The following is a 15,399-nucleotide window of genomic DNA, read 5'->3' as shown; positions in this document are numbered from 1 at the left end:
CGGATCAAAAGTCCGTGGATAAGCGCGGCGCATCCGGGCGCGGCCGGTCTCGCCCGGTGATCTCGGGCGGCCGAGCGGCCCGTCCCCGTCCGCCGGGTGGTTTGGCGCTCCGGGAGCCGTCACCGGTGACCACGGAGGCGGTTTCAGCATGTTGGTACTGGTTGTTATCGGTCGCCCCGATCTCTGTTCATGCCGCGTTTGGTTTGTCCTTCGAAACTCATCCGTTGGCACCCCTGGCAGATGAATGAAGGGTTTCACCGTGAAGGACAGGAATACCGAGGATTCCGAGCGCGCGCAGATCTCGCGGCGCCGGTTGGTCAAATATGCCGGCCTCGGAGCGACGCTGGTCGCCGCGAGTCCGCTGGCGACCGGTGGACCGGCGTGGGCTGACGATGACGAGCGCAAGCAGGGCAAGCCCGGCGACTCCCGTAACCGGGCGTGGCGCGCGGGCGACCACCATGTGCACTCGGAGTACAGCGGCTCGTTCGACACGAAGACGACGCCGCCGAAGTTCCAGAAGGGTGGCGACGCCGTCTACCCGATCGTCACGAACGCGATCATGGCGAAGAACTTCGGTCTCAGCTGGGCGATGTGCACCGACCACGGTGGGCCGACGCACTCGAAGATCAACCTTGAGCAGGCCTACCCCGACCTGCTGCGCTCGCGCATCCTTGTGCCCGAGGTGCTGCAGTTCTGGGGAATGGAGTTCGACGCCCCTGCCCTTGACCACCACACGCTGATGATCCCTCACCACGCGGACGAGGCGCAGCAGCTGTTCGAGCTGGAGAGCCGCTTCGCCAAGCTCGACCCCTTCCCCGCCGACCCGGGCCGCGACACCGAGGCCAAGATGGTCGAGTTCCTGAAGGCCGCGAAGGGCATGCCGCGCCAGCCGCTGGTCATCGCTCACCACGCCTCCCGTTCGGCGACCGGCCTCGGCGTCTACGGGCAGGACACTCCCCGTGAGTTCCGCAACGGCAACAACGCCGCCCCGGAGATCTACATCGGTTTCGAGGGCGCTCCCGGTCACCAGGCGGCCCCGCTCAACGGCGGCGCACGCGGGTCGTACGGCAGCCACCCGACCTACGGCGGCTTCGACCAGATGACGGCTCGCGTCGGCGGGCTCTGGGACTCGCTGCTCGGTGAGGGCCGGCGCTGGTGGATCACCGCGACCTCGGACTCGCACGTGCACTGGACGCGCGGCGGCTCCGACTTCTGGCCGGGCGAGTACAGCAAGACCTACGTGTACGCCAGGCAGGACTACGCCGACATCATGGACGGGCTCCGCAACGGGCGCATCTGGGTCGGGACCGGAGACCTGATCACCAGCCTCGACGTCACGCTGAGCAACCAGGGCCGTGAGGCCACCACGGGTGAGACCCTCACCGTGAACCGCCGCAACCGCACCGATGTCGACATCGAGATCAGGTTCCGGCCGCTGCAGGGCAAGAACGGCAACGGCGAGCGCCCGGAGGTCCGGCGCGTCGACCTGATCACCGGTCAGGTCACCGGCCCGAACGCCAACCTCGACGCCGACACCAACCCCACCACGAAGGTCGTGGCGCGGTTCGGCCCCCGTGACTGGCGCAAGCAGGGCGACGAGTACGTCATCCGCCACACCCTGCGCAACGTGGAGAGCGACCTCTACGCCCGCGTGCGCGGCACGAGCACCGACGAGGCCGAGCCGCTCGCCGACGGCAAGGAGAGCCCCTGGGACGACCTGTGGTTCTACTCCAACCCCGTTTTCGTCCAGCTCCGCTAGAACTCCGACCGGGCCGCCCTCCCTTCGAAACGGGGAGGGCGGCCCTCGTCACAGCGGTGGCGGACCATCGAGGGGGAGGACGGCCTCCGTCACCGTGGTGGTGAGCCGCCGGTCGGTGACTTCTCTCAGGTGCGCCGCTCCACCAGCGCCCCCTCCCGTTCTTCGGGCCTGCGTGCCGTACCCACCCTGCTGGGCCACCAGAAGCGCTCTCCCAGCAGGGTGATCAGGGCGGGCACCAGGACGCTGCGCACCAGGAGGGTGTCGAGCAGGACGCCGAAGCCGACGATGACGCCGAGCTGGGTGAGGGTGATCAGCGGCAGCACGCCCAGGACGGCGAAGACCGCGGCGAGCACGATGCCCGCGCTGGTGATGACGCCGCCGGTGACCGCCAGGGCGGTGAGGATGCCGGCACGTGTGCCCTGTCGCGCGGCCTCCTCGCGGGCCCGATGGGTGAGGAAGATGTTGTAGTCGACGCCGAGCGCCACCAGGAACAGAAAGCCGAGCAGCGGCACCCCGAGGTCCATGGCGGGGAAGCCGAGGAAGGTCCTGAAGGCGAACCAGCCGGCGCCGAAGCCGGCCGCGAAGCTGACGATCACGGTCAGGACCAGCGTGAGGGCCGCGACGACCGACCTCAGCAGGAGCAGCAGTACGAGCATGACCACGGCCAGCACCAGTGGGATGATCACGAGCTGGTCGCGGGTGGCGGCCTGGCGTTCGTCCAGGTCGGCCGCCTCCTGGCCGCCCACGAGCGCCTGCGCGCCGGGCACGGCGTGGACCGCCTCGCGCAGCTCTTCGACGGTGGCGAAGCTCGCCTCGCTGCCTGGTTCGGCCTTCAGCACCACGCTGATCCCGGCCAGGTCCGGGGTGCGCTCGCCCGGAGCGGCAGCGGTGACCCCGGGGGTTCCCCTGGCGGCCCGGAGCACCTGATCGAGGGCGGCGCCTCTGGTGATCACCGTCACCGGCTGCGCGCTTCCCGCGGGGAAGGCCCGGCTCAGGGTCTCCTGTCCGGCGATGGCCTCCACCCGCTCGCGGAACTGCTCGGTCTGCGACAGGCCGCTCTGCACGCCCCAGGCTCCCAGTGCCAGCACGGCCAGGGTGCCGAGGCTCAGCAGGGTCATGGTCATCGGGCGGCGCGACACTCCCGTGCCGACGCGCCGCCACAGTCCGGTGCGCGTGGGGTCGGCCTGGCCGGCCTTCGGGGCGAAGGGCCAGAACAGCCCCCTGCCGAACAGCACCATCGCGGCCGGCAGCACGAGGAGCGCGTAGGCCACGGCGACCACGATGCCGATCGCGCCCGCCATGCCGATGGCGCGGCTGGAAGGTGACAGCGCGAACAGCAGCGTGCACAGCGCCAGGGCGACGGTGGCCGAGCTGGCCAGGATGGCGGGCGCGGCCGAGCGCACCGCGCCGGACATCGCCCGGTGGCGATCGTCGTGTACGCGGAGCTGCTCGCGATAGCGCGCGATGAGCAGCAGGGCGTAGTTGGTGCCAGCCCCGAACACCAGGACCGAGGTGATGCCCAACGTGGAGTCGTCGACGGTCAGCCCGGTCACGCGGGTGAGCAGGGCGACGGTCTTGGCGGCGACCTGGTCGGCCACCCCGACGACGGTGAGCGGCACCAGCCACAGCCACGGGCTGCGATAGGTCAGCAGCAGGAGCAGCGCCACGACGCTCGCGGTGACGGCCAGCAGCGTGATGTCGGCCCCGGCGAAGACCGCCGACAGGTCGACCTTGAAGCCCGCGCCGCCGGTCACCTCCACGCGTGCCCCGGACGGCAGGCCGGCACGCGCCTCGGCTCTGATCTCCGCCACCGTCTCGGTGAGCTCGGCGTTGGGCAGCGTACCCGGCAGCGGCACGGTCAGCATCGCGACGTCCCCGCCGGGCGACACCACCGGCGGCGGCACCTTCCCGCCCACGGCGCGCCCGGCCAGCCGCTCGGCGTCCGCCGCGATGGCCGCGCGGTCCTCGCCGGTCAGCGCCCCTTCCCGGCTGTAGACGACCAGTGCGGGGAGCACCTCCCCGCTGGGAAGATCCTGCTGCAGGCGTGCCACCGCCGCCGACTCGGACCCTCGGGGCAGGGCGCCGGCCGGATCGGTGCTCACCGTGGACGCGCCGCCGAAAGCCAGGGCCAGACCGGACACCGTGAGGGCGAGAGCAATGACGACCCACCTGCCGGAGCGGCTCCACAGAACGTCCCACCCACTATGATCTGCTCGCCACATGGGAAACTCTTTCCATCATGGAATATTTCTATGATGGAAAGAGTAAGGGGGTCACGCCCCCGGGGGCAATACGGAGGAGGATCGTGACGGCAGACACACCGGACGCGTTCGAGCTGATGCTGGCGATGCGCCGGTTCAACGTGGAGAGCGACCGATTCGTCGAGCGCTTCGCCGTCGAGCACGGCCTGCATCGGACCGACCTGAACGCGGTGGTGGTCATCCTGGACGCCTTCACCGCGGGTCGGCCGCTCACGCCGGGAGAGCTCGGCTCCGAGCTCAACCTGAGCCCCCCGGCCACCACCGCGTTGATCAACCGGCTGGAGCAGGTCGGCCACGTCGAACGACGGCGCAGCACCACCGACCGGCGCAAGGTCGAGGTCGTGCTGCGCGAGCAGGCGATCCGCCTGGCCGGGCAGTTCTTCGCCCCGCTGGGCCGCCACCTCACCTCGGCGATCGAGGAGTTCAGCCCGCAGGAGCGCCAGGTGATCGGCAGGTTCCTGGCCAGCAGCACCGAGGCCACGGTGACGGCCCGGCAGGAGGCCACCTCCTGAGTGCCTGCCTCCAGGGACTACGGCTTCGGGACGTAGCCATCCAGGTGGGGGAATCCATTCTCGATCCACCGGCACATCCGCCAGTTGAGCTCCCAGAATCGCTCCCGGTCGGTTGGCTGCAGGAACGAGCGGTCGGCCACGGGGGAGGCCCGGCCTGTTTCAGCTGCCACAGCCGTTTCCACAAGGACGACCTCGTCCTGAAACCGGTGTCCCTCGACGGGGAAGAGCTGGTGATCCACGAGATCCTGGTGCTTCAGAAGGTCTGACGGTGGTCGGGCATGAGACCGGTTGCTCGGGTCCGTACCGGGAGCGGACTTCCATCCCTAATAGGATCGTTTCTGGGCCGCGACTGGCGAAGGTGGACAACCACCGGGGAGCGACCGCATTCTCGCGTGAGCGTCGACCGCCTGGGCGCCTGCGTCAGTGATGTCCGACTGACACAGGAGACCACGACGTGGATCTGCGCTACGGAATCAACCCGCAGCAGCAAGCGGCAGCCGCCGCACCGATGCGCCCCGGCCGGTGGCCGGTCCGGGTGCTGCACGGCAGCCCGTCCTATATCAACATGCTCGACGCGCTCAACGGCTGGCAACTGGTGAGCGAAGCGGGCAAGGCCCTGAGACGGCCGGCCGCTACGTCCTTCAAGCACGTCTCGCCCGCCGGAGCGGCCCTTTCTGGGCCCGTCGACGATGTCACCGCCGAGCTCCACGGCATCGACCGCGCCAGTGTCGGAGCGCTCACCAGCGCCTACCTGCGGGCCCGCGACGCCGATCCGAAATCCTCCTACGGAGACTTCGCCGCCGTCTCACACCCGGTCGACGCCGAGCTCGCCGAACTGCTGACCCGCGTGGTCTGCGACGGCATCATCGCCCCCGGCTACGCTCCGGGCACCGTTGCGGCGCTCAGCAAGAAGAAGAACGGCCGCTTCCTGGTCATGGAAGCGGACGAGACCTACACGCCCCCGCGCCGCGAGGCACGGGAGGTGTTCGGCCTGCGGCTGACCCAGCAGCGCGACGAGGTCACGCTCTCCACCGCGCTCCTGGACGACGTCGTGTGCGGCACACTGACGACCGCCGCATCGGAGGACCTCCTGCTGGGCCTGGTCGTCCTGCGCCACACCCAGTCCAACTCCGTGTGCTACCTGCGCGATGGCGCCACCCTGGGGATCGGCGCCGGTCAGCAGTCCCGCGTCGACTGCACCCGCCTGGCCGGCGCGAAGACCGACACCTGGTGGCTGCGACGCCACCCGGCGGTGCGCGCCCTCGCCTTCCACCCCGACATCCGGCGCCAGGACCGGATCAACTGGCAGATCCGCTTCATCGAGGGCGACCTCACCCCGGACGAGAGCCTGCGCCTGTCCAAGGCGCTGTCCACACCCGCGCCCGAGCTGACGGACCGGCAGCGCGCAACGTGGCTCGCGGGCCTGGACAAGGTCGCGTTCGTATCAGACGGCGCCCTGCCGTTCCGCGACAACGTCGACCACGCGCACCGCCACGGCGTCCGCTACATCGCCGAGCCAGGCGGATCGATCCGATCCGCGGAGGTGCGGGAGGCCTGCCGCGAGCACCAGATCACTCTGGCCCGCACCGGCCTCCGCCTGTTCCACCACTGAGACGACGAGGTCCCCGCGCCCAACGGGGACCTCGAAGTCCCCGCCTGACCTCAGGCGAGGCGCCAAGCGAGGAACCCCTCGGGGGCGTCGGCCTGGACGAAACCCGCCCCGACCAGTTCCCCTTCGATGGTCTCCCACACGGGACGGTAGGCGTGGCCGACGATCTCCTCCTCGCTGATCATCTTGTTGTCCTCGGTGATTCGATAGAGGTAGCGGGCCTTGCTTGCCTCTTCGTCCGACTCAAGAATCCGCCCTCCATCAGATATCGGTGGACGTCCTTCGAGTCGCGGTGCTCGCGAGCGTCGGAGCGGGCGAGTTCGGGCCCGTGGGGGTCAGTTCGGGCAGGCGTCGCGGCAGGCGCCGAAGCGCTCGGTGTCCGGCCGGGTGAAGCCGGTCTTCTGGGTTCCTCGCACCGCCTCGGTCATCGCCTTCTTCCAGATCAGGCCGGGAATCGACGTGCCGTCCACCTGCGGGTAGTGGCGGCCGCCGATGGTGACGTCGACCAGCGGGTGCCGGAACGCACCGCGAGGGTCGCCGAGGCTGACGGCCGAGGCCAGGCCGGGGGTGTAACCGGCGTACCAGGCGGCGGTGAAGCTGTCGACCGCGCCGGGCATGCCCGCCGCCTCGCGGCCGACGCCCTTGAGCGTGCTCTTCGCCAGGACCTCCGACAGTACTCCGGTGACCGCGTCGGCGACCGCCGGGTCCAGGACCTGCTTACACTGCGGCGGGAAGGTGCGCGGGGTACCTGACCCGTCGCGGATCTCCGTGATCACCGTCGGCTCGCAGAAGCGGCCGTGGGCGGCGAGCGTCGCGTAGGAGTTGGCCACCGAGACGGGGTCGACCTCGTTGATGCCCAGCGTGAACGTCTCGTACTCCTGGAGCCGCATTCCGTCGGAGCGCCTGAGCCCGAGCTGCTCGGCCATCCTGACGGTCTCGCACAGGCCGACCTTCTCCTCCAGGCGCATGTAGAAGGTGTTCACCGCTTCTCGGGTGCCCGATCGCATGGTGACGAACCGATCCCCCCTGCCCTTCTCCCGGTTCGAGACGGAGTGGATCGGATCACCGACGGCCTGGCCCCGGCAGTCCTTGAACGCCGCGAAGCCCTGGGCGCGGTACTCGTCCGAGATGAGGAAGCCGTCGTCGTAGCGCAGACCGGCGGCGAGCGCGGTGGCCAGGGTGTAGGGCATCGCGGTGGTGCCCTGCTGGAAGCCGGGCCCGTCGCCGTCCCCGCGGCTGGTGGCCATGGCCCTGATGGCGCCTTCGCCTGGGACGATCATGACCTGGGTGGCGACCTGCGGGTCCTCGCGGTGGACCTGGGCGTCGATGGCCCGCTGCGCCGTCCGCTGGAGCCGCGGGTCGATCGTCGTCTGGATCGTCAGGCCGTCGCGGGTGAGCAGCCGCTGGTCCTCGACGAGAAGCCGATCTCTGACATACCGGCACAGGTAGGGATACCCGCTGCCCACGCAGTCACCGGAGAACTCCTCGATGACGGCGCCCTCGACATCCAGCAGCACGCTCTTTCGGGCCACGGGGGAAGCGGAGGCCGTGGCGGTGGAGCCTGAGGCCACGCGCTCCGCACCCGGATCGCCGTCCGCCGGGTTCCGTAACAGCAGGAGGACCGTGACCAACGCACCCACCGCGGCGACGCTCAGGAAAATCAGGAGAACCAGCAGTGCCTTCATCGTCGCCCTTCGGTGAATCTCACTTTATGTCTTGATCATCCGGGAATGGCGTGGCCCGGGCAAACGGCCGAAATGACGACGACGGCCCTCTGCGCGATCAAGTGGACACGCCGGTTGGGGTTTATCAGTCCGTCGGAGAGACAGCGAAGGCCGGTGATCCTGCCGAGCTGGAAAGCCTCTGCTCGGGGCCTGTTGACCAGGTGCGGGTTAAAGAGGCTGGGTGCCGGTGCCCGGCGTTCGGAGGAGGGACTGGGGGGTCAGGTCGGCGAGGGTGGGGTAGCCGTCCACGGCCATGATCAGGTCGGCTTCGGCGAGGAGGGCGCGCAGGATGTGGACGATGCCGTCGGTGCCGCCCAGGGCGAGGCCGTAGGCGTAGGGGCGGCCGATGCCGACGGCGGTGGCGCCGAGTGCGAGGGCTTTGATCACGTCGGCTCCCGAGCGGATGCCGGAGTCGAATATGACGGGCAGGCCGTCCGCGGCGTCGACCACGGCGGGGAGGGCGTCGAGGGCTGCCAGACCGCCGTTGGCCTGCCGGCCGCCGTGGTTGGAGCAGTAGATGCCGTCGACGCCGGCGTCCTTGGCCCGCCGGGCGTCGTCGGGGTGGCAGATGCCCTTCAGGATGAGGGGCAGGTCGGTGAGCGAGCGCAGCCAGGGCAGGTCGTCCCAGGTGAGAGGGTTGCCGAAGACCCTGGCCCAGTATGCGGCGGCGGCGCGCGGGTCCTCTTCCGGGGTACGGGCGAGCTGGGCGCGGAAGACCGGATCGGAGGTGTAGTTGGCGAGGCAGTGCCCACGCAGCTGGGGGAAGTTGCCGGTGCTCAGGTCGCGGGGGCGCCAGCCGGTGACCCAGGTGTCGAGGGTGACGACGATGCCCTTGAAACCGGCGGCCTCGGCGCGACCGATCAGGCTTTCCGCCAGTTTCCGATCGGTGGGAGTGTAGAGCTGGAAGAAGCCGGGGGTCTGGCCGAACTCCCCGGCCACGGCTTCCATCGGGTCGGCCGAGAGCGTCGAGGCGATCATCGGAACTCCGGTGCGAGCCGCCGCCCGGGCCGTGGCCAGGTCTCCGTGCCCGTCCTGCGCGCACAGGCCGATCACCCCCACCGGGGACATGAGCAGCGGGGTCGGCAGCTTCATGCCGAACAGCTCCACCGACAGCTCACGCCGTGCGGCTCCCACGAGCATCCGGGGGATGAGACCCCAGCCACGGAAGGCGGCGACATTGGCACGCTGGGTGTGCTCGTCGCCGGCGCCTCCCGCGACGTATGACCACACCGAGGGTGACATCACGGCCTCGGCCCTGGCCTCGAGCTCGGTGAAGGTCATCGGCAGCCCCGGCACCACGCCGCGGAGGCCGTCGAAGTAGATCTCGTTCTGGTAGTCGCCGAACTGGGGGGTCATGTGGGTGCCTTTCCACTGGGATCGGAATGCCGCCGTGGGGCCGGGCTTTCCGGGACACGGCCGGTCAGGGTTGGCGGGGGACGTCGACAGCTCACGCCGTACGGCTCTCACGAGCATCCAGCGATGGGACGGAGCCGGCGAGCGCCTGCCCCGAGTCTTTTTCGAGGCGGCCCTGGTACACCCGCAGGTGCAGCGTGGCCAGATCCAGCAGGGGGACCGCCACCCCGAGCCGCCGCGCCCGGGAGATGAGATCGCCGAAGATGTGCTCTCCCTCGATGCGGTGGCCGTGCACCAGGTCACGGTACAGCGAGGAGGCGAAGGGGGAGCCCGGTGCGGTGACCGTGTCGCGCGTGTTCCCAAGCTCCTTCTCCGGCACGGGGTGACCGGCCGCCGCGGCGACGGCCGCGCACTCGGCGACCACCGCCTCGGCGAACCCGGCGCCGCCGGGGGCGGCCACGACCTCACCGACCGTTCCGCGCATCAGGCAGGTCACCGCGCCGGTCGCGGCGATGAACACCCACTTGGCCCACATCTCGCCGACGATGTCGCCGGACAGCGCGGTGTCGAACCCCGCGCCGCCGAGCGCGCGGTGCACGCCGGCCGGCGGTTCCTGGGTGGCCGTGCCACGGGCGCCGTAGGTCAGGCTCTGCAGCTCGGCGAGGCGGACGATGTCACCGTCGGCGTCGAGCGTGGTGGCCACTTTCGCCACCCCGCCCAGCACCGCGCGGTCCCCGAACCGTTCGGCCAGGTCGTCGAGGTGCCGCATGCCGTTCAGGACGGGCAGGATCAGCGTGTCCGGGCCGACCGCGGGCGCCAGGTCCTCCATCGCCCCCCGAAGCCCGGTGGCCTTGACCGAGAGCAGGACCAGATCGAAGGGCGAGGTGATCTCGCCGGTCAGGATCGTTCGCGGGGTGAGCGTCGTCTTCTCGCCCAGGCCCACGATCCGTAGTCCGCGCTCACGGAGCAGGCGTGCCCGTCCGGGCCGGACCAGGAAGGTCACATCCCGGCCCGCCTGGACGAGCCTGCCGCCGAAGTAGCCGCCGACCGCGCCGGCGCCCATGACCAGGATCCTCATCGCGCCTCCGCCCCCGGCGCGACGGCGCGGACCCGTGGGCGGCGGCCGGCGCGGGGCGGAAAGGACGCGGCGAAACCCTCACCCATGGGACACCCGTCCCCGGACGAGCTCGGCGGGTACGGGTGCCTCGAGGTGTTCCAGCAGGGCGGCGAGCTCGCGGTCCAGTTCGAGGCCGACCTCGGTGATGTCCGGGTCGCCGAAGCTGGAGAACCGGGTGCTGGGCTGGTCCACGGCGAAACGGGTCGCGCCCGCCGAGTCCTCGTAGATCATCGTGCGCAGCGGCGCGTAGAGCATGATGGCAGGATCATGGTGGTACATCCGCTGGGCGATCGTGTGGTTCCCCATCAGATACTCGACGCAGAGCCACCGGTCACCGGCCAGCCGCATTATCGGCGTGGCGTCGAATTTCCAGTAGATGATGAAATCGTGTGGCGCGTTCTGGGTCGTCGCCCGCAGAACGGTGTCCCAGTCGGCGTTCTCCTTGATGAGCTGCTCGAAGCGTGCGGCGTCGAACGGGGGAACGGCGCGCTCGTAACGCTCGCGGAACTCCTGGAACGGAGCGTCGACGCGGACGGTCAGGCGGTTCACCTCGTGCGGGACGGTGCTGATCCTGCTCCCTGTCTGCTGGGTCATGATCTCTCCGGTGATGTTTCGTGGCTGTTCGCGCTCCGGCGAGTGCGAGGGACGGTGTGACGGTTTGCCTTGTCCGGACTCCTTTCCTCCGTGCGGGCTCGCCCCGGGTCGTTCGCCCGCTCGCGCCCGTTGCCGTCGCTCCGGCTGGGTTCGACGAGGCTCCGGCCGGGTTCGGTGAGCGCGCCCAGGCGACGCAGCGAACCGATCTCGCCTTCGTCGAATCCCAGTTCGCGCAGGACGTCGTCGTTGTGCTCGCCCTGTCTGGCGGGCACTCTCTCCGGTGAGCCGGGCTCGCCGGCGGCGCTGAAGTGCCAGGGCGGGCCGGGCACCGTGATCCGGCCGCCGTTGCGGTCGGGAACCGAGCGGATGGCCGTCCACTGGCGTACCCACTGGCTGTCGGCGAACTCGCCGACGGTGCGTAGCTGCCCGGTGGCGATCTTCGCCTCGTCGAACTGCACGTCGAGAGAGGCCATGTCGTCGAACGTCCAGATCCATTCCTGGACGATGGCGTGTAGTTCGTCCAGATGCTCCCGCCGTGCTTCGGGAGTTCGGAATCGCGGGTCGTCGGCGAGGTCGGCGCGTCGCATGGCGGCGAGGTAGAAGGGGAACGACATGCTGCCCACCAGGCTCATCGGGCTGACGAAGGTCGCTCCCTCCGGACTGACGAAGAACGGGCAGTCCGAGGCGCCCAGGATCGGAGCCTCCGCCCCGAGGTCCTGTCCCGACAGATCCACGTGAAGGCGCTCGTTGACCGACAGCATGACCGCGGCCATGGCCACGTCGATGTACTGCCCCTTACCGGTGCGGTCGCGGTGGTCCAGCGCGGCCAGGACGGCGACGGCGGCATGCAGCCCGGTGTAGACGTCGGCGTGCGACAGCGAGTCGGTGCGCGGCCGTCCCTCCGGAGCGCCGAACTGGTCCATCGTGATCGCGGTGATCCCGGTCTCGGCCTGGATGGTCGGGGCGTAGGCCGACCGGGAACGCCACGCGCCGTGCTGGCCGTAGCCGCTGATCGAGGCGTAGACGACACGCGGGTTGCGTGCGGCGACGGTGTCGTAGTCCAGTCCGAACGAGGGCAGCGTGCCCGGCCGGAAGCTCTCCACGATCACATCCGCGCGGTCGCACAGGCGCAGCGCGATCTCCCGCGCACCCGGCGCGTTGAGATCGATCGAGACGTTGCGCTTGCCGGCGTTCTGCTGGGCGTAGTAGCCGGAGATCTCGGCTTCGCGGGGGAACGCCCGCCGGGACAGGTCGCCGCCCGGCGGTTCCACCTTGATGACCTCGGCTCCGAGCTCCAGCAGCGTCTGCGCGCAGAGCGGTCCGGCGAGCACGCGGGTGAAATCGACGACCCGGATGCCGGTCAGCGGTGCGGACATGGTCAACACCCCCTGAAGCGCGCCAGGCCGGGACCGTTCTGTTTCAACGAGTCCACCCCGGTGCGGAAGTCCGTGGAGCGGAAGATCGGCTCCTGGATCTCCGACATGGCCTCGTCGGCCGCGCGGACACCCTGGTCGACGGCGATGGACACCAGCTTTTTTGTCGCCGCGTGCGCCACCGTCGGCCCCGCCGCCAGCTCGCGGGCCAGCGTCATCGTCGCCGCGCTCAGCCGTTCGTCCGCGACGACCCGGTTGACGATCCCCCAGCGTTCCATCGTGCGCGCGTCGTAGCGGCGGCCGAGCATGACCATCTCCTTCGCCCGTGTCGCGCCGGCCCGTTGCGTGATCCGCTGGATCGCGCCCATCAGGGGATGCAGGCCGACGGTGGCCTCCACCAAGCCCAGCTTGGCGGATTCGCTCGCGACGATGAGGTCGCACGCGAGCGCCACCTCCAGCCCGCCTCCGACGCAGATTCCGTGCACGCTCGCCACGATCGGGAGCGGCAGCTCGTCGAAGGCGCGCAGCACATCGGTCAACCGCCAGCCGAGCACGCCGTTCCCGTCCGTCGCGGTGGCCAGCATCGCGTCGAGATCGGCGCCCGCGGAGAAATGGCGCAGCCCGCTCTCGACGACCACCGCCCGGGCGCCCTCGGTCCACGCCCAGTGGAGCGCCTCGACGATCTGCCGGCCGAAGGCGGCGTCGAGCAGGTTGTACGGCCGGCGCCGGAGCGTCAGCACCGCGACCGCATCGTCGAATCGGCGGCCGACGGGCGACTCCTGTCCGGCCGGCGGGGTCTGCGACCTCTCCGCGGCCGGTGAGGAGGACTGACCTGCCTCGGTTCTCTGGTCTGGCATGGCGGCTGCTCCTTCCTGCCGGGGCCACCGCACCGGCGGCGTTGGCGACCGGCGACGCGGTCGGCGGCCTGTACGGCCAGGCGCCGGCGGTACGGGCACTCGTCCTCGAAGCCGTGACGGGCGGGCCTGGATGCCGAGGGGCGGCGGACGTCACCGCCGTGATCTCGGCTCCCGCCTCCCAGAAATGGCGGACGAGCTTCTGACCTGCGGATTAGTAGTCAGATATGTGATAAACCGTATGTAGCAGGCTTGCTTATCGCAAGCCAGCAATGGGCGAAAGGAGTTAAAGCCTTGGCAACCGACCGAGGGGCGCGTGCGGGCGTGCCCTGCCCGATCGGCCGCGCCGTCGACGCCGTGGGAGAACGGTGGGCGCTGCTGATCCTGCGTAACGCCACGCTTGGCATGACCCGCTTCGAGGACTTCCGATCGGACCTGGGCATCGCCGACAACATCCTGTCGACGCGGCTTACCCGCCTCGTCGACCTCGGCCTGCTCACCCGCGTCCCCTACCGCGACGGCGGACGCACCCGCAACGAGTATCGCCTCACCGTCGCGGGTGCGGACCTGCTCCCGGTGCTGCACGCGCTCGCCGCCTGGGGCCACGAACACACCACACCCGACAAGCCCGTCGAACCCATGCGGGTCGTCCACCGAACCTGCGGACACGCCACCACCCCGGGCGGGCAGTGCGACCACTGCGGGCAACCCGTGCGTCGCGAGGAGGAGGCCTGGATGCGACCCTGGCGATCGCCCGAACCGACCCCCCTCGCGGACCCCGTCACCGGATGATCGTGACCGGCCTCCCGCTCCATGGCGTCGACCCCGGTCTCACCCCCACGCGGCGATGCGCGTCGGAAGGGGACCGCGTGGCCATGGACATCTCCGGCATGGGCCGTGTGGCCGTGAACCTCTCCGGCATGCGCCGGAGAGAGGGCCGGACGGTCATACCGCGTACCGGGCGATCGCTTCCTCGTTCCAGGTGATCCCGAGGCCTGGGCCGGCCGCCGTGACGTGACCGTCGACCGGCCGGCACGGGTCGAGCAGTACCGCCCCCGCGAGATCGAGATACTCCATCCAGTCAGCGGTAGGCGTCACGGCCATGGCGTGCGCGCTCGCCTCGACGAAGAAGTGGCTGGACACGGGCAGCGAGACGGCCTGCGCCTGTCCCGCCGCGAGCATCCAACCGGTGAAACCACCGATCTTCACGATGTCGAACATGGCGAAGTCGCAGGCCGATGCCGCGATCGCCGCCTGGAATCCCCTCGGGAACCACCAGTTCTCCCCGGTCTGGACTCTCACGCCGGTCGCTCGCCGTACAGAGGAATGACCGGCGAGGTCTTCGGCGGCGACCGGCTCTTCCACCCAGTAGAGGTCGAACTCACGGAGTCGCTCGATGCGACGGCAGGCCTCCGGCGGGTCGAGCGACTGGTTGTAGTCGACCATCAATTCGACGTCGGTTCCTATGATCTCGCGAACCCACCGCACGGCCGCCACATCACGGGCAGCGTCCGGATAGCCGATCTTGATCTTGATCGCTTGGAATCCGCTCTCAACGGAATCCCGGAGGACCCGCTCGTCCCGCTGCGGGTCCACCATGCCGTAGCTGTCATAGGCCCGTAGCGCGACCGGCTCGCCACCGAGGAGGCCGGCCACGGGCTGATCGGTCAGCTTGCCGAGAGCGTCCCAGAGCGCCATGTCGATCCCCGAGACGACCATGCCGAGCAACCCCTGCATGCCGAGCAACCGGAACCGCCCCTGCAGTTCCTGTATCCGCCGCGTGGGCGCGATCGGCTTTCCGACCAGTTCGGGGGCGAGTTCGCGGACGATCGAGGCCATCGCCGGCAGCATCGCCGGGGCGTATCCGAACACGTAGGAGTGCCCGACGACACCGCTTTCGGTGATCACATCGAGCAGAAGGAGCGGAGCCGCCGGCACCGACCCCGATGCGGTGGTGAAGGGCCGTGCCATGGGGGCGACGACCGGCCGCCCGCGCACCCCCGAGATCACCGGAAGTATCGTCATGCCGCGTTCGCCCCCAGATCGTCGAGTGGACCTCCGCCTGCTCGAACTCTTCGACCGGCTACGAGCTGAGCTCCGCCCTCGTCCCGGTTCACCGGTTCCTGTTTGAGCGTCTGAGCGTCTGAGTGGGATTTCACCGGGGATTCGTATCCGCTCGGCGGTGTCGGGGCCCACTCGACGATGCTTCCACGCCCGTGATCTGTCCGGTCCCGTCCGGATAC

At 69.9% G+C, this 15,399-nt stretch carries 14 protein-coding genes and 1 riboswitch; of the genes, 4 read left to right on the top strand and 10 right to left on the bottom strand.

What is annotated here, in order from left to right; translation table 11 throughout:
* Positions 1–259 precede the first annotated feature (259 nt).
* Positions 260–1,759, top strand: a complete 1,500-nt coding sequence (locus tag DKM19_RS26505) for a phosphoesterase (RefSeq protein WP_239513602.1) — start codon at positions 260–262, stop codon at positions 1,757–1,759.
* A gap of 125 nt (positions 1,760–1,884) precedes the next feature.
* Here the strand turns inward: DKM19_RS26505 and DKM19_RS26500 are convergent, their stop codons facing one another.
* Complete coding sequence (locus tag DKM19_RS26500; protein WP_110699132.1) at positions 1,885–3,981, bottom strand: MMPL family transporter; 2,097 nt, start codon at positions 3,979–3,981, stop codon at positions 1,885–1,887.
* 83 nt (positions 3,982–4,064) lie between these two features.
* Here DKM19_RS26500 and DKM19_RS26495 point away from each other — a divergent pair, with 83 nt between their 5' ends.
* Positions 4,065–4,532: a MarR family winged helix-turn-helix transcriptional regulator gene (locus DKM19_RS26495; protein WP_204358238.1), complete on the top strand. Its 468-nt coding sequence runs from the start codon at positions 4,065–4,067 to the stop codon at positions 4,530–4,532.
* A gap of 17 nt (positions 4,533–4,549) precedes the next feature.
* Here the strand turns inward: DKM19_RS26495 and DKM19_RS26490 are convergent, their stop codons facing one another.
* Positions 4,550–4,702, bottom strand: a complete 153-nt coding sequence (locus DKM19_RS26490; RefSeq protein WP_162641776.1) for a hypothetical protein — start codon at positions 4,700–4,702, stop codon at positions 4,550–4,552.
* Between the two features lie 165 nt (positions 4,703–4,867).
* A riboswitch (ZMP/ZTP riboswitch) is annotated at positions 4,868–4,952 on the top strand.
* Between the two features lie 34 nt (positions 4,953–4,986).
* On the opposite strand from DKM19_RS26490, the gene DKM19_RS26485 reads away from it, so the two are divergent.
* Positions 4,987–6,144, top strand: coding sequence for a phosphoribosylaminoimidazolecarboxamide formyltransferase (locus tag DKM19_RS26485; RefSeq protein WP_110699126.1), 1,158 nt, complete (start codon positions 4,987–4,989; stop codon positions 6,142–6,144).
* Between the two features lie 50 nt (positions 6,145–6,194).
* Here DKM19_RS26485 and DKM19_RS52575 read toward each other — a convergent pair whose 3' ends face one another.
* The 7 genes from DKM19_RS52575 to DKM19_RS26455 form a co-directional block, all read right to left on the bottom strand.
* Positions 6,195–6,326 (bottom strand): hypothetical protein, encoded by a 132-nt coding sequence (locus DKM19_RS52575; RefSeq protein ID WP_255415438.1) that lies wholly within the window; start codon positions 6,324–6,326, stop codon positions 6,195–6,197.
* Positions 6,327–6,476: 150 nt separating this feature from the next.
* Positions 6,477–7,826 carry a penicillin-binding transpeptidase domain-containing protein gene (locus tag DKM19_RS26480; RefSeq protein ID WP_110699124.1) on the bottom strand — a complete coding sequence of 450 codons (1,350 nt, stop codon included), beginning with the start codon at positions 7,824–7,826 and terminating at the stop codon, positions 6,477–6,479.
* A gap of 207 nt (positions 7,827–8,033) precedes the next feature.
* Positions 8,034–9,221: an alpha-hydroxy-acid oxidizing protein gene (locus DKM19_RS26475; protein ID WP_110699122.1), complete on the bottom strand. Its 1,188-nt coding sequence runs from the start codon at positions 9,219–9,221 to the stop codon at positions 8,034–8,036.
* 91 nt (positions 9,222–9,312) lie between these two features.
* On the bottom strand, positions 9,313–10,296 hold the full coding sequence (locus DKM19_RS26470) for a ketopantoate reductase family protein (RefSeq protein WP_110699120.1): 984 nt from the start codon (positions 10,294–10,296) through the stop codon (positions 9,313–9,315).
* Positions 10,297–10,374: 78 nt separating this feature from the next.
* Complete coding sequence (locus tag DKM19_RS26465) at positions 10,375–10,929, bottom strand: DUF302 domain-containing protein (RefSeq protein ID WP_204358237.1); 555 nt, start codon at positions 10,927–10,929, stop codon at positions 10,375–10,377.
* Entirely contained in the window at positions 10,926–12,305 is a 1,380-nt protein-coding gene (locus tag DKM19_RS26460) for a CaiB/BaiF CoA-transferase family protein (protein ID WP_110705994.1), read from the bottom strand. The genes DKM19_RS26465 and DKM19_RS26460 overlap by 4 nt, the downstream gene beginning before the upstream one ends.
* 2 nt (positions 12,306–12,307) lie before the next feature.
* Complete coding sequence (locus DKM19_RS26455; RefSeq protein WP_110699118.1) at positions 12,308–13,159, bottom strand: enoyl-CoA hydratase/isomerase family protein; 852 nt, start codon at positions 13,157–13,159, stop codon at positions 12,308–12,310.
* Positions 13,160–13,450: 291 nt separating this feature from the next.
* Between DKM19_RS26455 and DKM19_RS26450 the strand changes: the two genes are divergently transcribed.
* Positions 13,451–13,948: a helix-turn-helix domain-containing protein gene (locus DKM19_RS26450; RefSeq protein WP_204358236.1), complete on the top strand. Its 498-nt coding sequence runs from the start codon at positions 13,451–13,453 to the stop codon at positions 13,946–13,948.
* 153 nt (positions 13,949–14,101) lie between these two features.
* Here the strand turns inward: DKM19_RS26450 and DKM19_RS26445 are convergent, their stop codons facing one another.
* Positions 14,102–15,181 carry an enolase C-terminal domain-like protein gene (locus DKM19_RS26445; RefSeq protein ID WP_110699114.1) on the bottom strand — a complete coding sequence of 360 codons (1,080 nt, stop codon included), beginning with the start codon at positions 15,179–15,181 and terminating at the stop codon, positions 14,102–14,104.
* Between the last annotated feature and the right edge of the window lie 218 nt (positions 15,182–15,399).

Origin of the sequence: Streptosporangium sp. 'caverna', from assembly GCF_003203775.1 — a bacterium.
GTDB classification, from domain to species: Bacteria; Actinomycetota; Actinomycetes; order Streptosporangiales; family Streptosporangiaceae; genus Streptosporangium; species Streptosporangium subroseum.
The sequence above is the reverse complement of the archived record's forward strand: the minus strand, read 5'-3'. Positions and strand labels throughout refer to the sequence as shown.